The sequence below is a fragment of the Ruegeria sp. BK1 genome (genome assembly GCF_056535645.1).
Genome location: NZ_JBQFIS010000001.1, coordinates 619,822 through 636,674, shown reverse-complemented (window position 1 = coordinate 636,674; position 16,853 = coordinate 619,822). Strand labels below are relative to the sequence as shown.

18 protein-coding genes are annotated in these 16,853 nt (G+C 59.4%); 7 read left to right on the top strand and 11 right to left on the bottom strand.

All coding sequences use genetic code 11. The features are described 5' to 3' along the window. Nucleotides 1-163: 163 nt before the first annotated feature. The 5 genes from ACR3E7_RS03175 to rpiA all read right to left on the bottom strand — a co-directional run bounded on the left by ACR3E7_RS03175 (nucleotide 164) and on the right by rpiA (nucleotide 4,697). Entirely contained in the window at nucleotides 164-358 is a 195-nt protein-coding gene (locus ACR3E7_RS03175; protein ID WP_170769382.1) for a DUF2065 domain-containing protein, read from the bottom strand. Then, a complete protein-coding gene (gene hflC / locus ACR3E7_RS03170; RefSeq protein ID WP_170788450.1) occupies nucleotides 358-1,236 on the bottom strand; it encodes a protease modulator HflC in 879 nt (292 codons plus the stop codon). The genes ACR3E7_RS03175 and hflC overlap by 1 nt, the downstream gene beginning before the upstream one ends. Beyond that, on the bottom strand, nucleotides 1,236-2,378 hold the full coding sequence (gene hflK, locus ACR3E7_RS03165; RefSeq protein ID WP_170788449.1) for an FtsH protease activity modulator HflK: 1,143 nt from the start codon (nucleotides 2,376-2,378) through the stop codon (nucleotides 1,236-1,238). The genes hflC and hflK overlap by 1 nt, the downstream gene beginning before the upstream one ends. 72 nt (nucleotides 2,379-2,450) lie before the next feature. Then, a complete protein-coding gene (gene gor, locus ACR3E7_RS03160) occupies nucleotides 2,451-3,809 on the bottom strand; it encodes a glutathione-disulfide reductase (RefSeq protein ID WP_480503044.1) in 1,359 nt (452 codons plus the stop codon). 102 nt (nucleotides 3,810-3,911) lie between these two features. Beyond that, nucleotides 3,912-4,697, bottom strand: a complete 786-nt coding sequence (rpiA, locus tag ACR3E7_RS03155; RefSeq protein ID WP_480503045.1) for a ribose-5-phosphate isomerase RpiA — start codon at nucleotides 4,695-4,697, stop codon at nucleotides 3,912-3,914. Between the two features lie 168 nt (nucleotides 4,698-4,865). Here rpiA and ACR3E7_RS03150 point away from each other — a divergent pair, with 168 nt between their 5' ends. Genes ACR3E7_RS03150 through ACR3E7_RS03140 form a run of 3 tightly spaced genes read left to right on the top strand, consistent with a single transcriptional unit; the run spans nucleotide 4,866 to nucleotide 7,902 of the window. Next, nucleotides 4,866-5,567: a glutathione S-transferase family protein gene (locus ACR3E7_RS03150; RefSeq protein ID WP_480503046.1), complete on the top strand. Its 702-nt coding sequence runs from the start codon at nucleotides 4,866-4,868 to the stop codon at nucleotides 5,565-5,567. A 1-nt stretch (nucleotide 5,568) separates the two neighbouring features. Next, nucleotides 5,569-6,942 carry an L-serine ammonia-lyase gene (locus ACR3E7_RS03145; protein WP_480503047.1) on the top strand — a complete coding sequence of 458 codons (1,374 nt, stop codon included), beginning with the start codon at nucleotides 5,569-5,571 and terminating at the stop codon, nucleotides 6,940-6,942. 45 nt (nucleotides 6,943-6,987) lie between these two features. After that, a complete protein-coding gene (locus tag ACR3E7_RS03140) occupies nucleotides 6,988-7,902 on the top strand; it encodes a DMT family transporter (protein ID WP_480503048.1) in 915 nt (304 codons plus the stop codon). On the opposite strand, the gene ACR3E7_RS03135 is transcribed toward ACR3E7_RS03140, so the two are convergent. Next, a complete protein-coding gene (locus ACR3E7_RS03135) occupies nucleotides 7,847-8,554 on the bottom strand; it encodes a thiamine diphosphokinase (protein ID WP_480503049.1) in 708 nt (235 codons plus the stop codon). The genes ACR3E7_RS03140 and ACR3E7_RS03135 overlap by 56 nt on opposite strands. 123 nt (nucleotides 8,555-8,677) lie before the next feature. Here ACR3E7_RS03135 and ACR3E7_RS03130 point away from each other — a divergent pair, with 123 nt between their 5' ends. After that, nucleotides 8,678-10,351, top strand: coding sequence for a hypothetical protein (locus ACR3E7_RS03130; protein WP_480503050.1), 1,674 nt, complete (start codon nucleotides 8,678-8,680; stop codon nucleotides 10,349-10,351). A 167-nt stretch (nucleotides 10,352-10,518) separates the two neighbouring features. Then, nucleotides 10,519-11,064 carry an N-acetyltransferase family protein gene (locus tag ACR3E7_RS03125; RefSeq protein WP_480503051.1) on the top strand — a complete coding sequence of 182 codons (546 nt, stop codon included), beginning with the start codon at nucleotides 10,519-10,521 and terminating at the stop codon, nucleotides 11,062-11,064. 15 nt (nucleotides 11,065-11,079) lie between these two features. On the opposite strand, the gene ACR3E7_RS03120 is transcribed toward ACR3E7_RS03125, so the two are convergent. The 5 genes from ACR3E7_RS03120 to nthA form a co-directional block, all read right to left on the bottom strand. Then, nucleotides 11,080-11,322, bottom strand: coding sequence for a DUF2842 domain-containing protein (locus tag ACR3E7_RS03120; protein WP_480503052.1), 243 nt, complete (start codon nucleotides 11,320-11,322; stop codon nucleotides 11,080-11,082). Further along, a complete protein-coding gene (locus ACR3E7_RS03115; protein ID WP_480503053.1) occupies nucleotides 11,322-12,617 on the bottom strand; it encodes an adenylosuccinate synthase in 1,296 nt (431 codons plus the stop codon). The genes ACR3E7_RS03120 and ACR3E7_RS03115 overlap by 1 nt, the downstream gene beginning before the upstream one ends. A 213-nt stretch (nucleotides 12,618-12,830) precedes the next feature. After that, a complete protein-coding gene (locus ACR3E7_RS03110; RefSeq protein ID WP_237217917.1) occupies nucleotides 12,831-13,166 on the bottom strand; it encodes a nitrile hydratase accessory protein in 336 nt (111 codons plus the stop codon). After that, the gene (gene nthB / locus ACR3E7_RS03105; protein WP_170788439.1) at nucleotides 13,163-13,840 is read right to left on the bottom strand and encodes a nitrile hydratase subunit beta; all 678 of its coding nucleotides are present in this window, start codon (nucleotides 13,838-13,840) and stop codon (nucleotides 13,163-13,165) included. The genes ACR3E7_RS03110 and nthB overlap by 4 nt, the downstream gene beginning before the upstream one ends. Next, nucleotides 13,837-14,451, bottom strand: a complete 615-nt coding sequence (nthA, locus tag ACR3E7_RS03100; RefSeq protein WP_480503365.1) for a nitrile hydratase subunit alpha — start codon at nucleotides 14,449-14,451, stop codon at nucleotides 13,837-13,839. Before nthA ends, nthB begins: the two co-directional genes overlap by 4 nt. 150 nt (nucleotides 14,452-14,601) lie before the next feature. On the opposite strand from nthA, the gene secG reads away from it, so the two are divergent. Then, nucleotides 14,602-14,967 carry a preprotein translocase subunit SecG gene (gene secG / locus ACR3E7_RS03095; protein ID WP_170788438.1) on the top strand — a complete coding sequence of 122 codons (366 nt, stop codon included), beginning with the start codon at nucleotides 14,602-14,604 and terminating at the stop codon, nucleotides 14,965-14,967. Between the two features lie 161 nt (nucleotides 14,968-15,128). Next, the gene (locus ACR3E7_RS03090) at nucleotides 15,129-16,772 is read left to right on the top strand and encodes a CTP synthase (RefSeq protein ID WP_170788437.1); all 1,644 of its coding nucleotides are present in this window, start codon (nucleotides 15,129-15,131) and stop codon (nucleotides 16,770-16,772) included. Nucleotides 16,773-16,853 lie beyond the last annotated feature (81 nt).

Genomic DNA, 16,853 nt, shown 5'->3' with positions numbered 1-16,853 from the left:
CGGACGGAAATACTGCGCGCTTGTGCCTGCACTTGGGAACTCCTTGTCGTCACTACACGGTAGATCGCCCGCAGGCGGTCCTTCTTGACAACCAATGTAGTCGGTTTGGCCTAGCCCGCAACTGAGGATCGCGGGGAAATCACCGGCAAGTGAAAAGGCTGTATTAAAACCCGACCTGATACGCGGCCCAAAGCAGCACCAGACCCGAGACCACGCACAGCAATCCGGCCAGCCGCCGCGCCTGTTCGGGCAGGCTGCGCAACGCTTCCAACATGCGTTCAATAAGCGAAGGGGCCAGCGCATAGGCCAGCCCCTCGACAATCAGTACCAGCCCGAAGGCCAGAAGGATCATACCCATTACTGGGCTGCCTGCCCTGTAGGCGATTTGAGGTAGTTGAAGAACTCGGAATCCGGGCTCAGCACCATCGAACTGTTGCCACCGCCCAGCGCACGTTCATATGCCGACAGCGAGCGGTAGAATTCGAAGAACTCCGGGTCTTTGCCGAAAGCTTCGGCGAAGATCGCGTTTCGTTCGGCGTCAGCCTCACCGCGGATGATCTCGGCCTCACGGTTGGCGTCCGACACCAGTTCAACCACGGTCCGGTCGGCCTGCGCGCGCACACGCTGGGCAGCCTCGTTACCACGGGCACGTTCGTCGGTCGCTTCACGTTCTCGCTCGGCCTTCATCCGGTCGAAGGTCGCGTTCAGGTTGGCCTGCGGCAGGTCCGTCGCCTTCAGGCGTACGTCGATCACGTTCACGCCCAGCGCCCGCGCTTCGGCAATCGCGCTGTTGCGGATGCGCAGCATCAACGCTGCACGGTCGGAGCTCAGGATGTCACGGGACGAGACCGACCCCAGCACTTCCCGCGTTTCAGCGCGGAGGATACGGTCCAGACGATCCTCTGCCACCGGAATGCCGCCGACACCGACCGCCTGACGGAACTGCTCCAGATCCGAAATCCGGTAGCGCGCGAAGGCATCGACCACCAAACGGCGATCGTCCAGAGGCGTCACTTCAAGCGGTTGCACGTCGATCGACAAGATACGGTCGTCATAGCGCACAACTTCCTGAATCAGCGGGATTTTAAAAGCCAAACCAGGTTCTTCCTTAACGGAAACCACGCGTCCAAATTGCAGAACCAGCGCGCGTTCGCGTTCGTCTACGATGAAAATAGAGGACAGGATGCCCACTACCAACAAGACAACTGCACCTAGAATAATTGGTGATTTACGCATCAGTTGCTCTCCTGCCCAGAATTGCGGCGCAGTTCATTTAGCGGCAGGTACGGCACAACGCCCTGCCCCGAACCGGTCGAGTTTTCGTCCAGAATGATCTTGTCCACGTCACCCAAAACCTGCTCCATCCGTTCCAGATAGAGGCGCTTACGGGTCACATCGGGTGCTTTGGAATACTCTTCCAGAACTGCGCTAAAGCGGCTGGCCTCACCCATGGCGCTGTTGATCTGCTGGGCGCGATAGGCTTCAGCCTCTTCCAGCACCTGCGCGGCTTCACCGCGCGCTTCCGCCAACACGCGGTTGGCATAAGCGTCCGCCACATTTTGCAGACGGTCACGTTCCTGCGCCGCGGCCTGAACGTCGCGGAAGGCGGCGATCACGTCCTGCGGCGGGTCGGCCTTGTCGAAGTTCACACGGATGATGTTCACGCCGGAATCATAGCTGTCCATTGTTGATTGGATCAGCTCTTGCAAGCGTTCTGCGATCACACCACGGTCCCTGTTCAGGATCGGTGCCAGCTCACTTTGTGCGATAATCTCACGCATGGCCGACTCAGACACCGCACGGATCGTTTGACGCGCATCGCGCAGATTGAACAGGAACTTGGCGGGGTCGCTGATGTTCCAGACGACCTGATAGTCGATATCGACCACGTTTTCGTCCCCGGTCAGCATCAACCCATCGTCGCTGCCGCGTGTTCCGCCCATGTCTTCGGTCTGTTCCCGAGTGACCGGGATAACCTCGGCGGTGACAAACGGCCAAGGGGCAAAGTTCAGGCCGGGATTTCCGACCGATGAGAATTCGCCCAGAAACAGTTCAACCGACTGTTCTTCGGGTTTGACGGTGTAAAAGCTGGCCGCGCCCCAAAGCACAGCACCAACGACGAGACCGATAAGCACGGTCCCCTTCGTAAACAGCGGACCACCGCCGCCGCCCTTGCCATTGCTTCCTCGGCCCGAACCGCCGCGACCGCCCATCAGGACGCGCAGCTGTTCCTGCCCCTTTTTTACCAGATCGTCGATCTCGGGGATCTGCGGGCCATCGCCTTCGGGTGGGCGTTGCCCGTTCCCGTTGTTACCCCGATTTCCTCCGCCGCCCGAGGAGCCTCCGCCCCCCCAGGGGCCACCGCTGTTGCCCGCCATATGTATCTTTTCCCTTGTGTTGGACCGTGTGATCACGGGTTCCCTTGTAACTTGTGTGCGCGAGGTTGCAAATCAAGCAGTGCGCACAGGTTGACGCATTGTCACCAGTTCTTCGGCCATGACCGGGTGAACGGCGACCGTGCGGTCGAAATCTTCTTTGGTTGCGCCCATCTTTACGGCAATGCCCGCCAGCTGGATCATCTCACCCGCGCCAGGCGCGACTATGTGGCAACCCAGGACCTTGCGTGTCGCCTGAGAAACGATCAGCTTCATCATCACTTTGTCGGACCCGCCTGCAAACGCCTTTTGCATCGGTTTGAAAGAGGTCGCATAAACCTCAACCGGTTCCTGCGCGGCGGCCTCCTCCTCGCTCAGACCCACGGTGCCCATTTCGGGCTGCGTGAAAATGGCGGTGGGGATGAGGTCATGATCCACGGGCGTCGGGTTGCCCTTAAAGACGGTTTCCACAAAGGCCATGCCCTCGCGGATCGCAACCGGGGTCAGGTTTACACGATCAGTCACATCCCCGATGGCATAAATCGAGGGCACGCCGGTCTGGCTGTATTCATCCACGATGATCTCACCCTTGCGGCCGCGTTCAACACCCACGGCCTCAAGCCCCAGATTGTCGGCATTGGGCGCTCGACCGGTGGCGTACATGACCACGTCGAACTGATCCTCGGTCCCGTCGGTGGCTTTGACACGGATCTTGTCGCCATCCTTGGCCATTTCAACCACATTGGTACCCAGGCGCACGTCGATCCCGTTTGCGCGCATTTCGTTGCAGATCAAATCGCGGGCCTCTTGGTCAAAGCCGCGAAGGATTTGTTCACCGCGATAGAATTGCGTGGTCTTGACGCCCAGCCCATTCATGATCCCTGCAAATTCGCTGGCGATATAGCCGCCGCCCACGATCAGGATGTTTTCGGGCAGTTTCGGCAGGTGGAAAATCTCGTTTGAAGTGATGGCGAGGTCTGATCCCGGAAACTCAGGCACAACCGGGCGACCGCCGGTGGCGATCAGGATATGCTTGGCGGTCTTGCGGGTGCCATCGGCCAGTTCAACCGTATGCGCATCCACCACGGTGGCCCGCTGGTCAAAGCTTTCCACGCCGTTGTTCTTCAGGATGTTGCGATAGATGCCTTCCAGCCGATCCAGTTCTGTTACCAGCTTGCCGTGGAACGTATTCCAGTCGAACGCGCCGGGCTGGATATCCCAACCGTAAGCCTGCGCGTCACCCACCATGCCCGAGAACTCACTGGCGAAAACCATCAGCTTTTTGGGCACACAGCCCCGGATAACGCAGGTTCCGCCATAGCGATCTTCCTCGGCCAGCGCCACCTTGGCCCCGTTTTCACCCGCCGCGACACGCGCGGCGCGGACTCCACCCGAGCCTCCGCCGATGACGAAAAGATCATAGTCAAAGCTCATCCCGAGTTCCTTTTTGTCAGGCCAAATTTCGTTGCTTATCTGGGGTCGATTGCGAAACTGCCAACCCTTGATGGGCCGGATTTTGCGAAGAAATCACTCGTATCAGTCCGCAATGTCCAAAAACAGGTTCTCATCACTGTCGGCAGGTTGCTCTGTTTCGGTCGTGCCCTCATTGATATCCCTGATCTCGACCCGGCCATCGCCGTGCCCAATCACCACCTTGTCGCAGATGTCGATGAACAACCCATTTTCGACCACGCCTGGCACCTGATTCAGCACCAGCGCCAGCTGCCGGGCGTTTCCGATACGGTGCAGATGCAGGTCAAGCACATGGTTGCCTTCGTCAGTGACAAAGGGCAAGTCCCCATCCATCCGCAAAGCGGTCGAAGTACCCAGAACGTCCATCGTATCCAGAACCTCTTCGACCAGAGTGCGCGTGGTCTGCCAGCCAAAAGGAATGACCTCAAGCGGCAGGGGGAAAGCGCCAAGGGTCTCAACCTCTTTCCCGGCATCGGCGATGACCACCATCTGATCGCTGGCCGTCGCGACGATCTTTTCCTGCAAATGCGCACCGCCGCCACCCTTGATCAGGTTCATCTCCTGATCGAACTCATCCGCGCCGTCGATGGTCATATCCAGCCATCCGGCCTGATCCAAAGACACGACCTCGATCCCGACCTCACGCGCCAGTTGCGCAGTCCGGGTCGAGGTGGGAACGCCCTTGATCTTCAGGCCTTCCTCCTGCACCCGTTCGCCCAAGCGGCGCACCATCCAGGCGGCGGTGGACCCGGTCCCCAGCCCCACGCGCATATCGTCCTGCACCAGATCGGCGGCCCGACGCGCGGCCACGTATTTTGCCCGGTCGATCGGTGACATTTCTGCGGTCATGGCGGCATCCCCCTGTCTTACTGAGGCAACGTATACGGAATGCCCGCGCCAACTGCGAGAGCGAATTGCAGAACCACGCGGGCCAACGCGTCGCGAAACTACGCGTTTCCGATTGGAAACGTCGCAATCGGGGCTTTGGGAAAATGATGTAAGGTATAGATAGGTTTCATGACTGCGCCCTATCGCCTGCACTATGCCCCCGACAACGCCTCGCTGGTGATCCGGCTGGCACTGTCCGAGATGGACCTGCCGTTCGAGACCGTGCTGGTGGATCGCACCCGCAACGCGCAGGACAGCGCATATTATCGCGCGCTGAACCCGAACGGGCTGATCCCGGTGCTGGAAACGCCGCAGGGCCCGATTTTCGAAACAGCCGCTATTCTGCTGTGGCTGTCTGACACCCATGGGCAGTTGGCCCCCGCTGCCACCGATCCCGAGCGGGCCGCGTTTCTGAAATGGATGTTCTTTGCTTCGAACACGCTGCACGCAGATCTGCGCATTTTATTCTATGCCGAGAAATATATCGACGCGGCACAGGCCGACACCCTCCGCGCTGGTATCCGCCCGCGCCTTCGGCATCACCTGAAATTGCTGGATACGCTGGCCCAAAGCACTCCGAACTGGCTGCATCCTGACAGCCCGTCGGTTTTGACCTATTATTTGGCCTGCCAGATGCGCTGGATGGCGCTCTATCCTGCCAAGGCGGATCGCAGTTGGTATCAACTGGCTGATACTCCTCACTTGCAACGCATCGTGATGCAGTTGGAAGCCCGTCCCGCAACCCGCGCCGCCATCGCGGCCGAGGGGTTGGGCGCCACGCCCTTCACCGCCCCGACTTACGCTAACCCTACAGAAGGCTCTGCTACCTGATATGTTCCTGTCTGTCTTCGATATGTTCAAAGTGGGCATCGGCCCGTCCTCGTCGCACACTATGGGGCCGATGGTGGCCGCCGCGCGGTTTTTGGACCAGATGCGCGCCTCTCCGTTCGAATTTTCGGGGCTGCGCGGGTCTTTGCACGGATCGCTGGCGTTCACCGGTGTCGGCCATGCCACCGACCGCGCTACCATTTTGGGCCTCGCCGGTTTTGTGCCCGACACCTATGACAATGAAAAGGCCGAGGCCGCGCTGGCCGCGATCAACGAAACGCATAGCGTCATGCCCGAGGGGCTGCCGGCGCTGGAGTTCAACCCAAAGACCGATTTGGTCTTTGACTACGAACACCACCTGCCCGGCCACGCCAACGGCATGATCCTGATGGCTACGGATGCACAGGGCGACGTGATCCTGCGACAAGTCTATTACTCGATCGGCGGCGGCTTTGTTTTGACCGAAGAGGAACTGGCCGAGGGCAAGGCAACCGACGAAGGCGACCCGGTGCCCTTCCCCTTCAAATCCGCAGTCGAGATGCTTGACATGGCTAAAGCCAGTGGCAAAAGCATCGCCGAAATGAAGCGCGCCAACGAGATTGCGCGCGGGTGCGCGGACAGTTTCGCCAAGGGCAGCGCGCGCCTGTGGCAGGTGATGAACGACTGTATCGAGCGTGGTCTGAACACCGATGGCATCCTGCCTGGTGGCCTGCATGTGCGCCGCCGCGCCAAGGGCATCCATGACGCGCTGCAAGCCGAGCGGGGCATGAACCTGAACGCCCCGCACACGATCAACGACTGGATGAGCGTTTACGCCATGGCCGTGAACGAGGAGAACGCCGCTGGGGGTCAGGTCGTCACCGCCCCTACCAATGGCGCGGCCGGCGTGCTGCCGGCGGTGCTGCGTTATTACCTGGATCACGTGCCAGGTGCCTCTGAAAGCCGCATTGAGGATTTCCTTCTGACTGCCGCCGCCATTGGCGGTCTGGTCAAGTTCAACGCCTCGATCTCGGGGGCCGAGGCCGGATGTCAGGCCGAGGTTGGCAGCGCTTCAGCCATGGCCGCCGCAGGTTTGTGCGCGGTGATGGGCGGAACGCCGGAGCAGGTAGAAAACGCCGCCGAAATCGCGTTGGAGCATCACCTTGGAATGACCTGCGACCCGGTCGCCGGGCTGGTTCAAGTCCCCTGCATCGAACGCAATGGATTGGGGGCGATCAAGGCGGTTTCAGCCGCGTCTCTGGCGCTTCGCGGGGACGGGCATCATTTTGTCCCGCTTGACGCGGTGATCGAGACCATGCGCCAAACCGGGCACGATATGCACGAGAAGTACAAAGAAACCTCGCTGGGCGGTTTGGCTGTGAACGTCCCGAACTGCTGAGACAGGCGCTTTCATCGGCGGCGCAAACCCCGTAGCGTGCCGCCCATGACTCAGGATCGTCCCGTTCTTGGCATCATGTTGATGCTTGGCTTTTGCGTCCTCGCCCCGGTGGGCGATGCGATGGCCAAGCTGTTGGGCGAGACGACCCCAGTAGCCATGCTGGTCTTTGTGCGCTTCGCCGTGCAGGCGCTGGTGCTTGTGCCGCTGGTCGCCCTGACAGGGCGGCTATGGCGGATGTCCCGTCGCGTGTTTCGGCTGACCTTGCTGCGTACAGTTCTGCACATCATCGGGATCAGCGCGATGTTCACCTCGCTGCAATATCTGCCGCTGGCAGACGCGGTGGCCATCGCGTTTGTCATGCCCTTCATCATGCTGCTACTCGGCAAATACGTTCTGGGGGAAGAGGTCGGCCTGCGCCGCCTGATCGCCTGTATCGTCGGGTTTGTTGGCACGCTGTTGGTGATCCAGCCCAGCTTTGTACAAGTCGGCGCCGCAGCTTTGTTGCCGCTGGTGGTCGCCGTGGTCTTTTCGCTGTTCATGCTGGTCACACGGCACATTGCGAAAGAGACCGACCCGATCGCTCTGCAAGCCGTTTCCGGCACTATGGCCACGGTCTTGATGCTGCCGTTTCTGCTGATCGGAACCGTCGCAGGCGTGTGGGAACTGTCGCTGATCGCACCCACCGACGGCACCTATGCGCTTCTCTGGGCCATCGGCCTGTTAGGCACCGTGGCGCATTTGTTCATGACGTGGTCCCTGCGCTATGCGCCCTCGGCCACACTGGCGCCGATGCAATATCTGGAAATCCCTGTCGCCACCCTGATCGGCTGGTTGATCTTCCATGACCTGCCAGACGGAATCGCAGCCGTGGGGATCGCCATCACCATCGCAGCCGGATTGTTCGTCATTCTGCGAGAGCGGGCCAGCGCCCGGTCCGCCCCGACAGAAACGCCCGCATAACCTGATCCAACGCATCCCGAGGCACCATCACCAGCAGCCCCGGCCCCTCCATTTCCAGTGTCACATCCGCCAGTGCGCGGTTTGAGGTCCCGACCTGCCCATCCGGGGCCAGTTCCAACCCGTCAATCGGCCATTCCAGCCCCTGACTGCGCCCGGTTATGCGCCGCAATGGAAACAATGACACAGTCTGTCCCACCGCCAAAGGCAATGTGATCCGGGGGGGCGCGTGAAACACCACTTCCTGCGCGCCCAACAGGAGACACGGACGATCCTGATGCCGAACCAGAGCGTTAAGCACCGCAAGCTGATGATCCAGACGCGCGCCTAGAAACCCAATACCCAGCGCCAGCGGCGTCGCCACATTGCGCAGAACCTTGTCGAAATCCGTGCTGTCCTGTTCACGAACAGGAAACAACCGATCCGCAGGAATCTGGGCCTTGTGGTCTGTTGAAAGCGAATCAAAATCGCCAATCACCGCGTCAGGAATGACCCCCGCATCCAGCAATGGCGCAGCCCCTCCATCAGCTGCAACGCAGGTTTCGGCGCGAATCAGCGCCAGTTCGATGTCCTTTGGGTTGATTTCTCCGCCGCCGACTAGCGTTATTGGCCCATCACAGCGTACAATTCCCGTATTTTTTCTAAGATTGATCATTTTTCCCGGATTTGGACACATTGAAACCACAAAATGATAGGCTGATTGGCATAGTTCAGGGCCAATGGGTATGCCCATCGCCGGGCGGGTTGGCTCTCGTAGTTTGTAAAGGACGTGCGTCTGATGGTACAGAATAACAAGGTTTTGACCGTTTCATACGGAACCTTCTCATGCACTTTGGAAGGCTTTGACGATTCCTTCGAGACAATGAAGGCAATCGCAGAATATTTCCGCGACCTTGCCGCCGAGGATCGTTACTTCGGGTCAGAACCCCCGCAACCGGATGCCGAGATGCTGGCCCGCATCGCTCAGCGCGATGTCGCGCGCCGGGTGGAAGCCAGCCAGAATGACTCGGGCCTGCTGCTGCGTGCCACTGAACAACCCGCACCCGCCCCGATTGCCACAGCACCCACGCCCACCGCCGACCCTGAGCCTGTACCGTCTCAACCCGATCCGGTGGCTACCGAAGCGGACGAGGTCGAAGACGCGCCTACTCCCGCCGCCGACAGCATCGCCGCCAAACTGCAACGCATCCGCGCGGTCGTTTCTCATTCGGAAGAAAACACCGTCATCTATTCCGAGGATGAAGAAACGACCTTGATGAAGGCGGCGGCCGGACCGTCGGACGCTGTGGCCGCAGCATTCGAAGCTGGTTCGCTAACCGCCGAGGATTTGGGCGAAGCGTCCGATACCGAACCGCAAGAATCCCCGGAAGAGGCCGTGGCCGCGATCAAAGAAGCCTTGGCCGAAGATGAGATTGTCGAAGATGCGCCTGAAGAAACTGAGCAGGTCTTCGACGATACCCTGAGCACCGAATTCGGTGAACCTGCAGAAGAAGTCCAAGCAGCCCCAACCGAAGTCTCTGATGGTGAGCCGGAAGAAGAAATTCAGCCTGCCGCGATGGTTGAAGAGGCCGAGGAAGCAGCGCAAGAAGACCTGACACCCGAAGCCGATGCCATGGAAGAAAACGATCCCGTCAACCTGCTGCAGGAGGACGAGGAAGCCATGGATATGCCGGAGGACGACACCACCCAAGAGGAAGGGGTGTTGACTGCCGACGATGAAGAAGACCTGCTGAGCGAGATTTCGAATGTCGAGGCTTTTCTTGCCCGACGCGCGGCGGACTCTGCCTCGGATACCGGAAGCCTGGACCAGGACGTTTCGCGTCTTATGGACAAAGCCGATGTCCAGATGGAGGACCCGGCAACCACAGATCAGCGCGAGACATACTCGCACCTGCGCGCTGCAGTGGCCGCGACCGAAGCCGAGCGCAAGGACAAGCCAAAAGCCGAAGAAACATCTGATCACAGCGTCTATCGTGATCTGACCGCATCGGTCAGCCCACGCCGGCCGGACATTCAGGTCACCGGCACGCGCCCGCAATCAGATAAGATGGCCCCGCTGAAACTGGTCGCCGAGCAGCGTATCGACGCGGATGCCCCTGAGGCAGCCCCCGTCACGCCGCGCCGCGTGTCTTCATCTGAGGATGCTCAGGCGGGCGAAGAAGGCGGCTTTGCCCTTTTCGCACAAGAACAGGGCGCCCAGTCCTTGCCCGACCTTCTGGAAGCCGCCGCATCCTATCTGTCATTTATCGAAGGTCAGGAGCAGTTCTCGCGTCCGCAATTGATGAACAAAATCCGGTCGCTCCAACAGGCGGATTTCAACCGCGAGGAAAGCCTGCGCTCATTCGGTCAGTTGCTGCGCGACGGCAAAATCGAAAAAGCCGGTGGTGGCCGGTTTGCAGCCTCAACGGATATTGGCTTCCGCCCCGACGACGACGAACGCGCCGCGGGCTGATCGCCAAAAAAACTAAAACCAGAAGGGTCAGAGAAATTCCTCTGGCCCTTTTTTTTGAGCACTAAACTGAAAGTACCTAGCGTCCTGCTATGCTGCACCGCAGAATTATGCTAGGTTTGAACCACTACGCCAGGCACTTTTCCCTCGGTTCAAACAGAGGTCGCGCCATGTATGAACTTCCGATTCGCTGTCTGAGGCCCTATGACAGGCCCAAAATCGAAAGCCACTTCAAATCATTGGAAAGTGACGCACTGACATCGCGTTTCGGCGCGCCCGTCAGCACAGAATTCGTTGAAGCTTATCTTTCCGGTATCTTTGATGATGCGGCATTGATTTTTGGGGCTTTCCCGGATTCACGACTGCGCGGCGTAGGGGAACTTCGGGCTGTTCCGGACAGCCTGAACTACGTAGCAGAGGTCGCGCTAACTGTTGAAACTGGCTGGCAAGACAGGGGCATTGGAGACGGGTTGCTCTCCCGCCTCCTTACCGCTGCACGCAATCGCGGGATCAACGAAGTCCACATGCTGTGCCTTGCCACCAACCAAAAGATGCGTCGTCTGGCAGCCAAGCACAAAGCAGAATTGAAACTAATCACAGGCCAGATCGAAGCAACACTGGCGACGCCATGGCCTTCACCCTTTAGCCTGGCTGAAGAAATCTCCGGAGAATACCATGCATTCGCCCGTGCAATTCTCAGTTGGCCTCGAAGGTGAGGTCGGTATTGGCGGTCAATCCTGTGGGTTATCCGGGTCGTCCTTGCCAACACCCTTAAACACAAATTTGAACGGCAAAGCCCAGAGCATGCCCAGAACCACATAGACCAGAAGTTCTAACCAAATCGGCGGTCGATCAAGCCAGTTCACGACCGTCACAACCGCCACGATATAGGCTGGCAGTCCCACCAGCAGCAGAACCAGAGACCATCTACGCCGCGCCTTATAGCTAAGGCCCGGCTTTTCCTCGCTGCTCATCAGTCAGCAAACGGGTCGGTCACCAGAATGGTGTCGTCCCGCTCCGGGCTGGTGGACAAAAGGGCCACAGGGCATTCGATCAGTTCCTCGACCCGGCGCACATACTTGATCGCATTGGCAGGCAAGTCCGCCCAGCTCCGCGCGCCTTCAGTGGATTCGCTCCAACCCGGCATGTCTTCGTAAATGGGCTTGCAACGCGCCTGCTGATCCGCAGCGGTGGGCAAGTAGTCCAGACGTTGGCCGTCCAGTTCGTACCCCACACAGATTTTCAAGGTCTCGAACCCGTCCAGAACGTCCAGTTTAGTCAGCGAGATGCCGTTCACACCACTGGTTGCACAGGTCTGACGCACTAGACAGGCATCAAACCAGCCACAGCGGCGCTTGCGCCCCGTGGTGGTACCGAATTCATGGCCCCGCTCGCCCAAACGCTGACCGTCGGCATCATCCAGTTCGGTCGGGAACGGACCTTCGCCAACACGGGTCGTGTATGCTTTGACAATGCCCAGCACAAAATCGATCGAGCCCGGCCCGATGCCCACACCCGTTGCCGCCTGACCGGCAATCACGTTGGACGAGGTCACAAACGGATAGGTGCCGAAATCGATATCCAGCAAAGCCCCCTGTGCCCCTTCGAACAAAATGCGCTTACCGGCCTTGCGCTTTTCGTTCAGCACTTTCCAGACCGGTGCGGCGAAGGGCAGGATCTCCGCCGCGACGTTTTTCAACTGCGCAATCAGCGCGTCGCGGTCAACCGGCTCGATCCCCAAGCCCTTACGCAGCGGATCATGATGCTGCAACGCCCGGTCGACGCGCGCCTCGAGCGTTGCCTCATCGGCCAAGTCAGCAACACGAACGGATCGGCGCCCCACCTTGTCCTCATAAGCCGGGCCGATCCCACGACCAGTCGTCCCGATTTTGGTCCCCTTGCTCGCTGCTTCTTCTCGGGCCCGGTCAAGTTCACCATGAATTGGCAGGATCAAAGGCGTGTTCTCGGCGATCATCAGTGTCTCGGGCGAGATCTCAACACCCTGCGCGCGAATAGTCCCAATCTCCTTGAGCAGATGCCAAGGGTCCAGCACAACACCATTGCCGATCACACTCAGCTTGCCCCCGCGGACGACGCCGGACGGCAACGCGTGCAGTTTGTAGACCTCGCCATCGATAACCAGCGTATGACCGGCATTATGCCCACCCTGAAAACGCGCAATCACATCCGCCCGCTCACTGAGCCAATCGACGATCTTGCCTTTTCCTTCGTCACCCCACTGGGCGCCGACAACAACCACATTGGCCATAACAGGTCCTTTTGCGCTGAGTAATCAAACTCGGCTCGTATAGCGATGTGACAGCGACAGGGAAACCGATAATTCGCCGCAGCTTTAAACCGCGCTGCGCGCGGTGCCTCCGGCGGGGATATTTATAGCCAGATGAAGAGCGGATCCCCTGCTTCATCTGGCCAGAAATATCCCGGGGGAGTCGCCCGGAACGGGCGGCGGGGGCAGAGCCCCCTACCCGGTTGCCAATTTGACTGGCTGTCCGTGCGGCGTGGTCAGAAAAGCATTTTCCCAAGCTGCCGACATTTCGCCGATATCTTGCGCATCGGCCTCTCCGGCGTCTTCCAACAGGGTTTCAAGCGCGTCCAGCCACGCTCGAAAATAGTCGTCTCCGCCATCCAACTCTTTCGAAAGCCCCCGCCGCTTAAGTGTCGCGGAAAATCGGGTGGCCCAATCTGGCCATTCGAATCGGCCTGCTTCATTCAATGCGACAGTCACCGCGAAGACCTGTGCGTGCCAGGGCTCGGCGAAAACGGGTTCGGGCGCTGTGTGTGCGACGCAGTCGGTCATGCGGGCTCCAGATAGCTTTGCCAGAGATCCAGTACGACCTCGTCCTTTGGGTTTTCCGGGTTTGCCCAAAGTTCTGATGCCGTGAAGGCCACCGCGTAGAGGGGTTCGGGCGCTTCCCCTAATCCATGCGCGTTGGAATCAGGTAGAACATGTGTCCCATGGAGGCGCAATATCCACCCTTGCGCACCGGCCGCGTAAATTGGCAGCCGAGTATGCCCACCGTCGATCAGGCGGTTGGCGGATGGGTGCGCCGTGCGAACGGCCTGTCCCGGCTGGAAACGCATAGCAACCTTGGACGGGCGGTCCGCAGGGCCGCCCTTGGCCAGCGCAGCGCTGACGTTCTCTGCTTTCAGGGCTCGCGACGCCAACGGATGGGGGGTGTCACCGTTCCCGCCTTTTAGATCCTCCAACGTCAGGACACCCCGTTCAATCAAGAGGTCGGCCAAGCCCGAAATCCATTTCTCGTAGTAGGAAAACCGTGTGTAGTCCTTTGGTGACAGACGTTCGCGCGCATGGCGCGAGATGTCGATATTCCATTGCCCCAGGAAGCCAGCAGCCAAAGTTACGGCCAGAGCACGCCCATGCCATTCCTGCGGGAAAACTGGAGCATCTTCCGCCTCGGGGATAACTGAGCCATCCCCGAACCGCCCGCCCATATCGTGAACGCGGGTCATGAGGGCACCTTGGGAAGACCGGTGCCGATCATGCTGTCGCGGGTAACAAGGGCGGTCAGTTCGTCCTCGGACAGACTTTCTGTGCCTTCGGGACGCATCGGCAGAACCAGATACCGAATCTCAGCCGTTGAGTCCCAGACGCGAATGGCGGTGTCTTTGGGCAGAGACACGCCGAAATCAGCCAGAACCTTGCGCGGTTCACGCACGGCGCGGGCGCGGTAAGCATCGGATTTGTACCAGCCCGGCGGAATACCCAGCAGCGGCCACGGATAGCAACTGCACAGGGTACATACGACCATATTGTGCAGCTCGAGCGTGTTTTCCACGACCACGATGTGTTCGCCCTGCCGCCCGTAAAACCCCAGATCGGCGACGACGGGCGTTGCATCCTCCAGCAAGGCGCGCTTGAACTCGGGGTCCGCCCAAGCCTTGGCGACAACGCGCGCCCCGTTCTGAGGGCCGATCTTGTTCTGATAGGTGTCGATGATTTCATCCAAAGCCGCCGGGTCGATCAGACCCTTACGGGTCAGAATCGTCTCCAGCGCCTTGACTCGAAGCGCAGGTTCCGGCGGCAACAGCGCGTGCGGGTGGTCGTGATCGTCATGTGGCATGGCCGCAGGTTGCGTCACGATCCGCCAGTCTGTCCAGTCCCTTTGACGTGATATCACACATCACCAGAGGTGATGGAAACTCGTGTCTTGCCCCCGGACCCAAACTTGCATAAGTACCACGCGATACACGCCACGCTGTACAGGACCACCATGGAAAACGTCGTTCTCATCATCCATCTTCTTCTGGCTTTGGGCCTGATCGCCGTCGTCCTGATGCAGCGGTCTGAAGGCGGTGGCCTTGGCATGGGTGGCGGTGGCGGTGGCGCCATGACCGGACGCGCTGCCGCAACTGCGCTGAGCAAGGTCACATGGATTCTGGCGGCGTGCTTTATCGTCACCTCGATCACGCTGACGATCATTGCGGCGCAGAAATCCTCGGGCAGCTCAGTCATTGACCGTTTGGGCGTCCCTGCCCCGGCCGCAACCGAAGAAAGCGCACCGGCGGTTCCGTCGGCGGATGATCTGCTGCCTCCGGCGCAGGGCGACAATGCGCCGCTGATCCCGCAAGCGGATTAAGCCACAAAACCTAGAAATCTGACAGAGAACTGCAACAGCATCTTGCGGTTCTCTTGCGCTATGGGCGCGAATCCTTTATATGTGAAGTCCCGTGATGCAGCGGTTTTTCGTAAACCGTCGGGCAGCTGATTTTGACGTCTCACGGGAGCTAGCCGAACAACATGGCGCGTTTTATTTTCATCACTGGTGGTGTGGTTTCGTCCTTGGGCAAAGGGCTGGCTTCGGCGGCTTTGGGCGCTTTGTTGCAGGCGCGGGGCTACTCGGTTCGCCTGCGCAAGCTGGATCCCTATCTGAACGTTGACCCCGGCACGATGTCGCCATTTGAACATGGCGAAGTGTTCGTCACCGACGACGGGGCCGAGACCGATCTGGACCTTGGCCACTATGAACGTTTTACAGGTGTTGCTGCGCGCAAGACCGACTCGGTGAGCTCGGGTCGGATTTACTCTAACGTGCTCGAGAAAGAACGTCGCGGAGACTACCTCGGCAAGACCATTCAGGTGATCCCGCACGTCACCAACGAGATCAAGGATTTCATCGCCATTGGAGAGGATGAGGTCGATTTCATGCTGTGCGAAATCGGCGGCACCGTGGGCGATATCGAGGGCCTGCCCTTCTTTGAGGCCATTCGTCAGTTCAGTCAGGACAAGCCGCGCGGTCAGTGCATGTTTATGCACCTGACACTGCTGCCCTACATCAAAGCGTCGGGCGAGTTGAAAACCAAGCCGACCCAACACTCGGTCAAGGAACTGCGCTCCATCGGTCTGGCGCCGGATATTCTGGTCTGCCGTTCTGAGGGCCCGATTCCGAAGAAAGAACGTGAAAAGCTGGCCCTGTTCTGCAACGTCCGCCCGGACAGCGTGATCGCGGCGCAGGACCTTAGCACCATCTATGACGCTCCGCTGGCCTATCACCGCGAAGGTCTGGATCAGGCTGTTCTGGACGCGTTCCAGATCAGCCCGGCCCCCAAACCCGATCTGGCCAAATGGGAAGATGTCAGCGACCGCATCCACAACGCCGAAGGCGAGGTCAAAGTCGCCATCGTCGGCAAATACACCCAGTTGGAAGACGCCTATAAGTCGATTGCCGAGGCGCTGACCCACGGCGGCATGGCCAACCGTGTCAAGGTCAAGGTCGAATGGGTCGATGCCGAGGTTTTCGACACCGAAGACGCCGCCCCTCATTTAGAGGGCTTCCACGCGATCCTCGTACCCGGTGGTTTTGGCGAGCGTGGGACCGAGGGCAAAATCAAAGCGGCGCAATATGCGCGTGAACATAAGGTGCCTTACCTGGGCATTTGTCTGGGCATGCAGATGGCTGTGATCGAGGCCGCCCGCAACGCAGCAGGCATCACCGAGGCCGGGTCCGAAGAATTCGACCACGAGGCCGGGAAAAAGCGTTTTGAACCCGTGGTGTACCACCTGAAAGAATGGGTGCAGGGCAACCACAAGGTCGAACGCAAAGTTGGCGACGACAAGGGCGGCACCATGCGTCTGGGCGCTTATGATGCGGTTCTGGCGGATGGGTCCAAGGTGGCCGAGGTTTATGGCGGCTCAAATATCGAAGAACGTCACCGTCACCGCTATGAAGTCGACATCAAATATCGGGATAAGTTAGAAAAAGCGGGCCTGAAATTCTCGGGCATGTCACCCGATGGCCGTCTGCCCGAGATTGTCGAATGGTCCGATCATCCATGGTTCATCGGGGTTCAATACCACCCCGAGCTCAAATCCAAACCGTTTGAGCCCCACCCTCTGTTCCGCGACTTCGTACGCGCTGCGAAAGAGACGTCGCGTTTGGTCTAAGTCACCTCAAAGTGAGGGGCGCTTTCGATTTTTCTATTCGAAACGCCCCATTGCAGGGTTAACTGTCTTCAAATTTCAAGA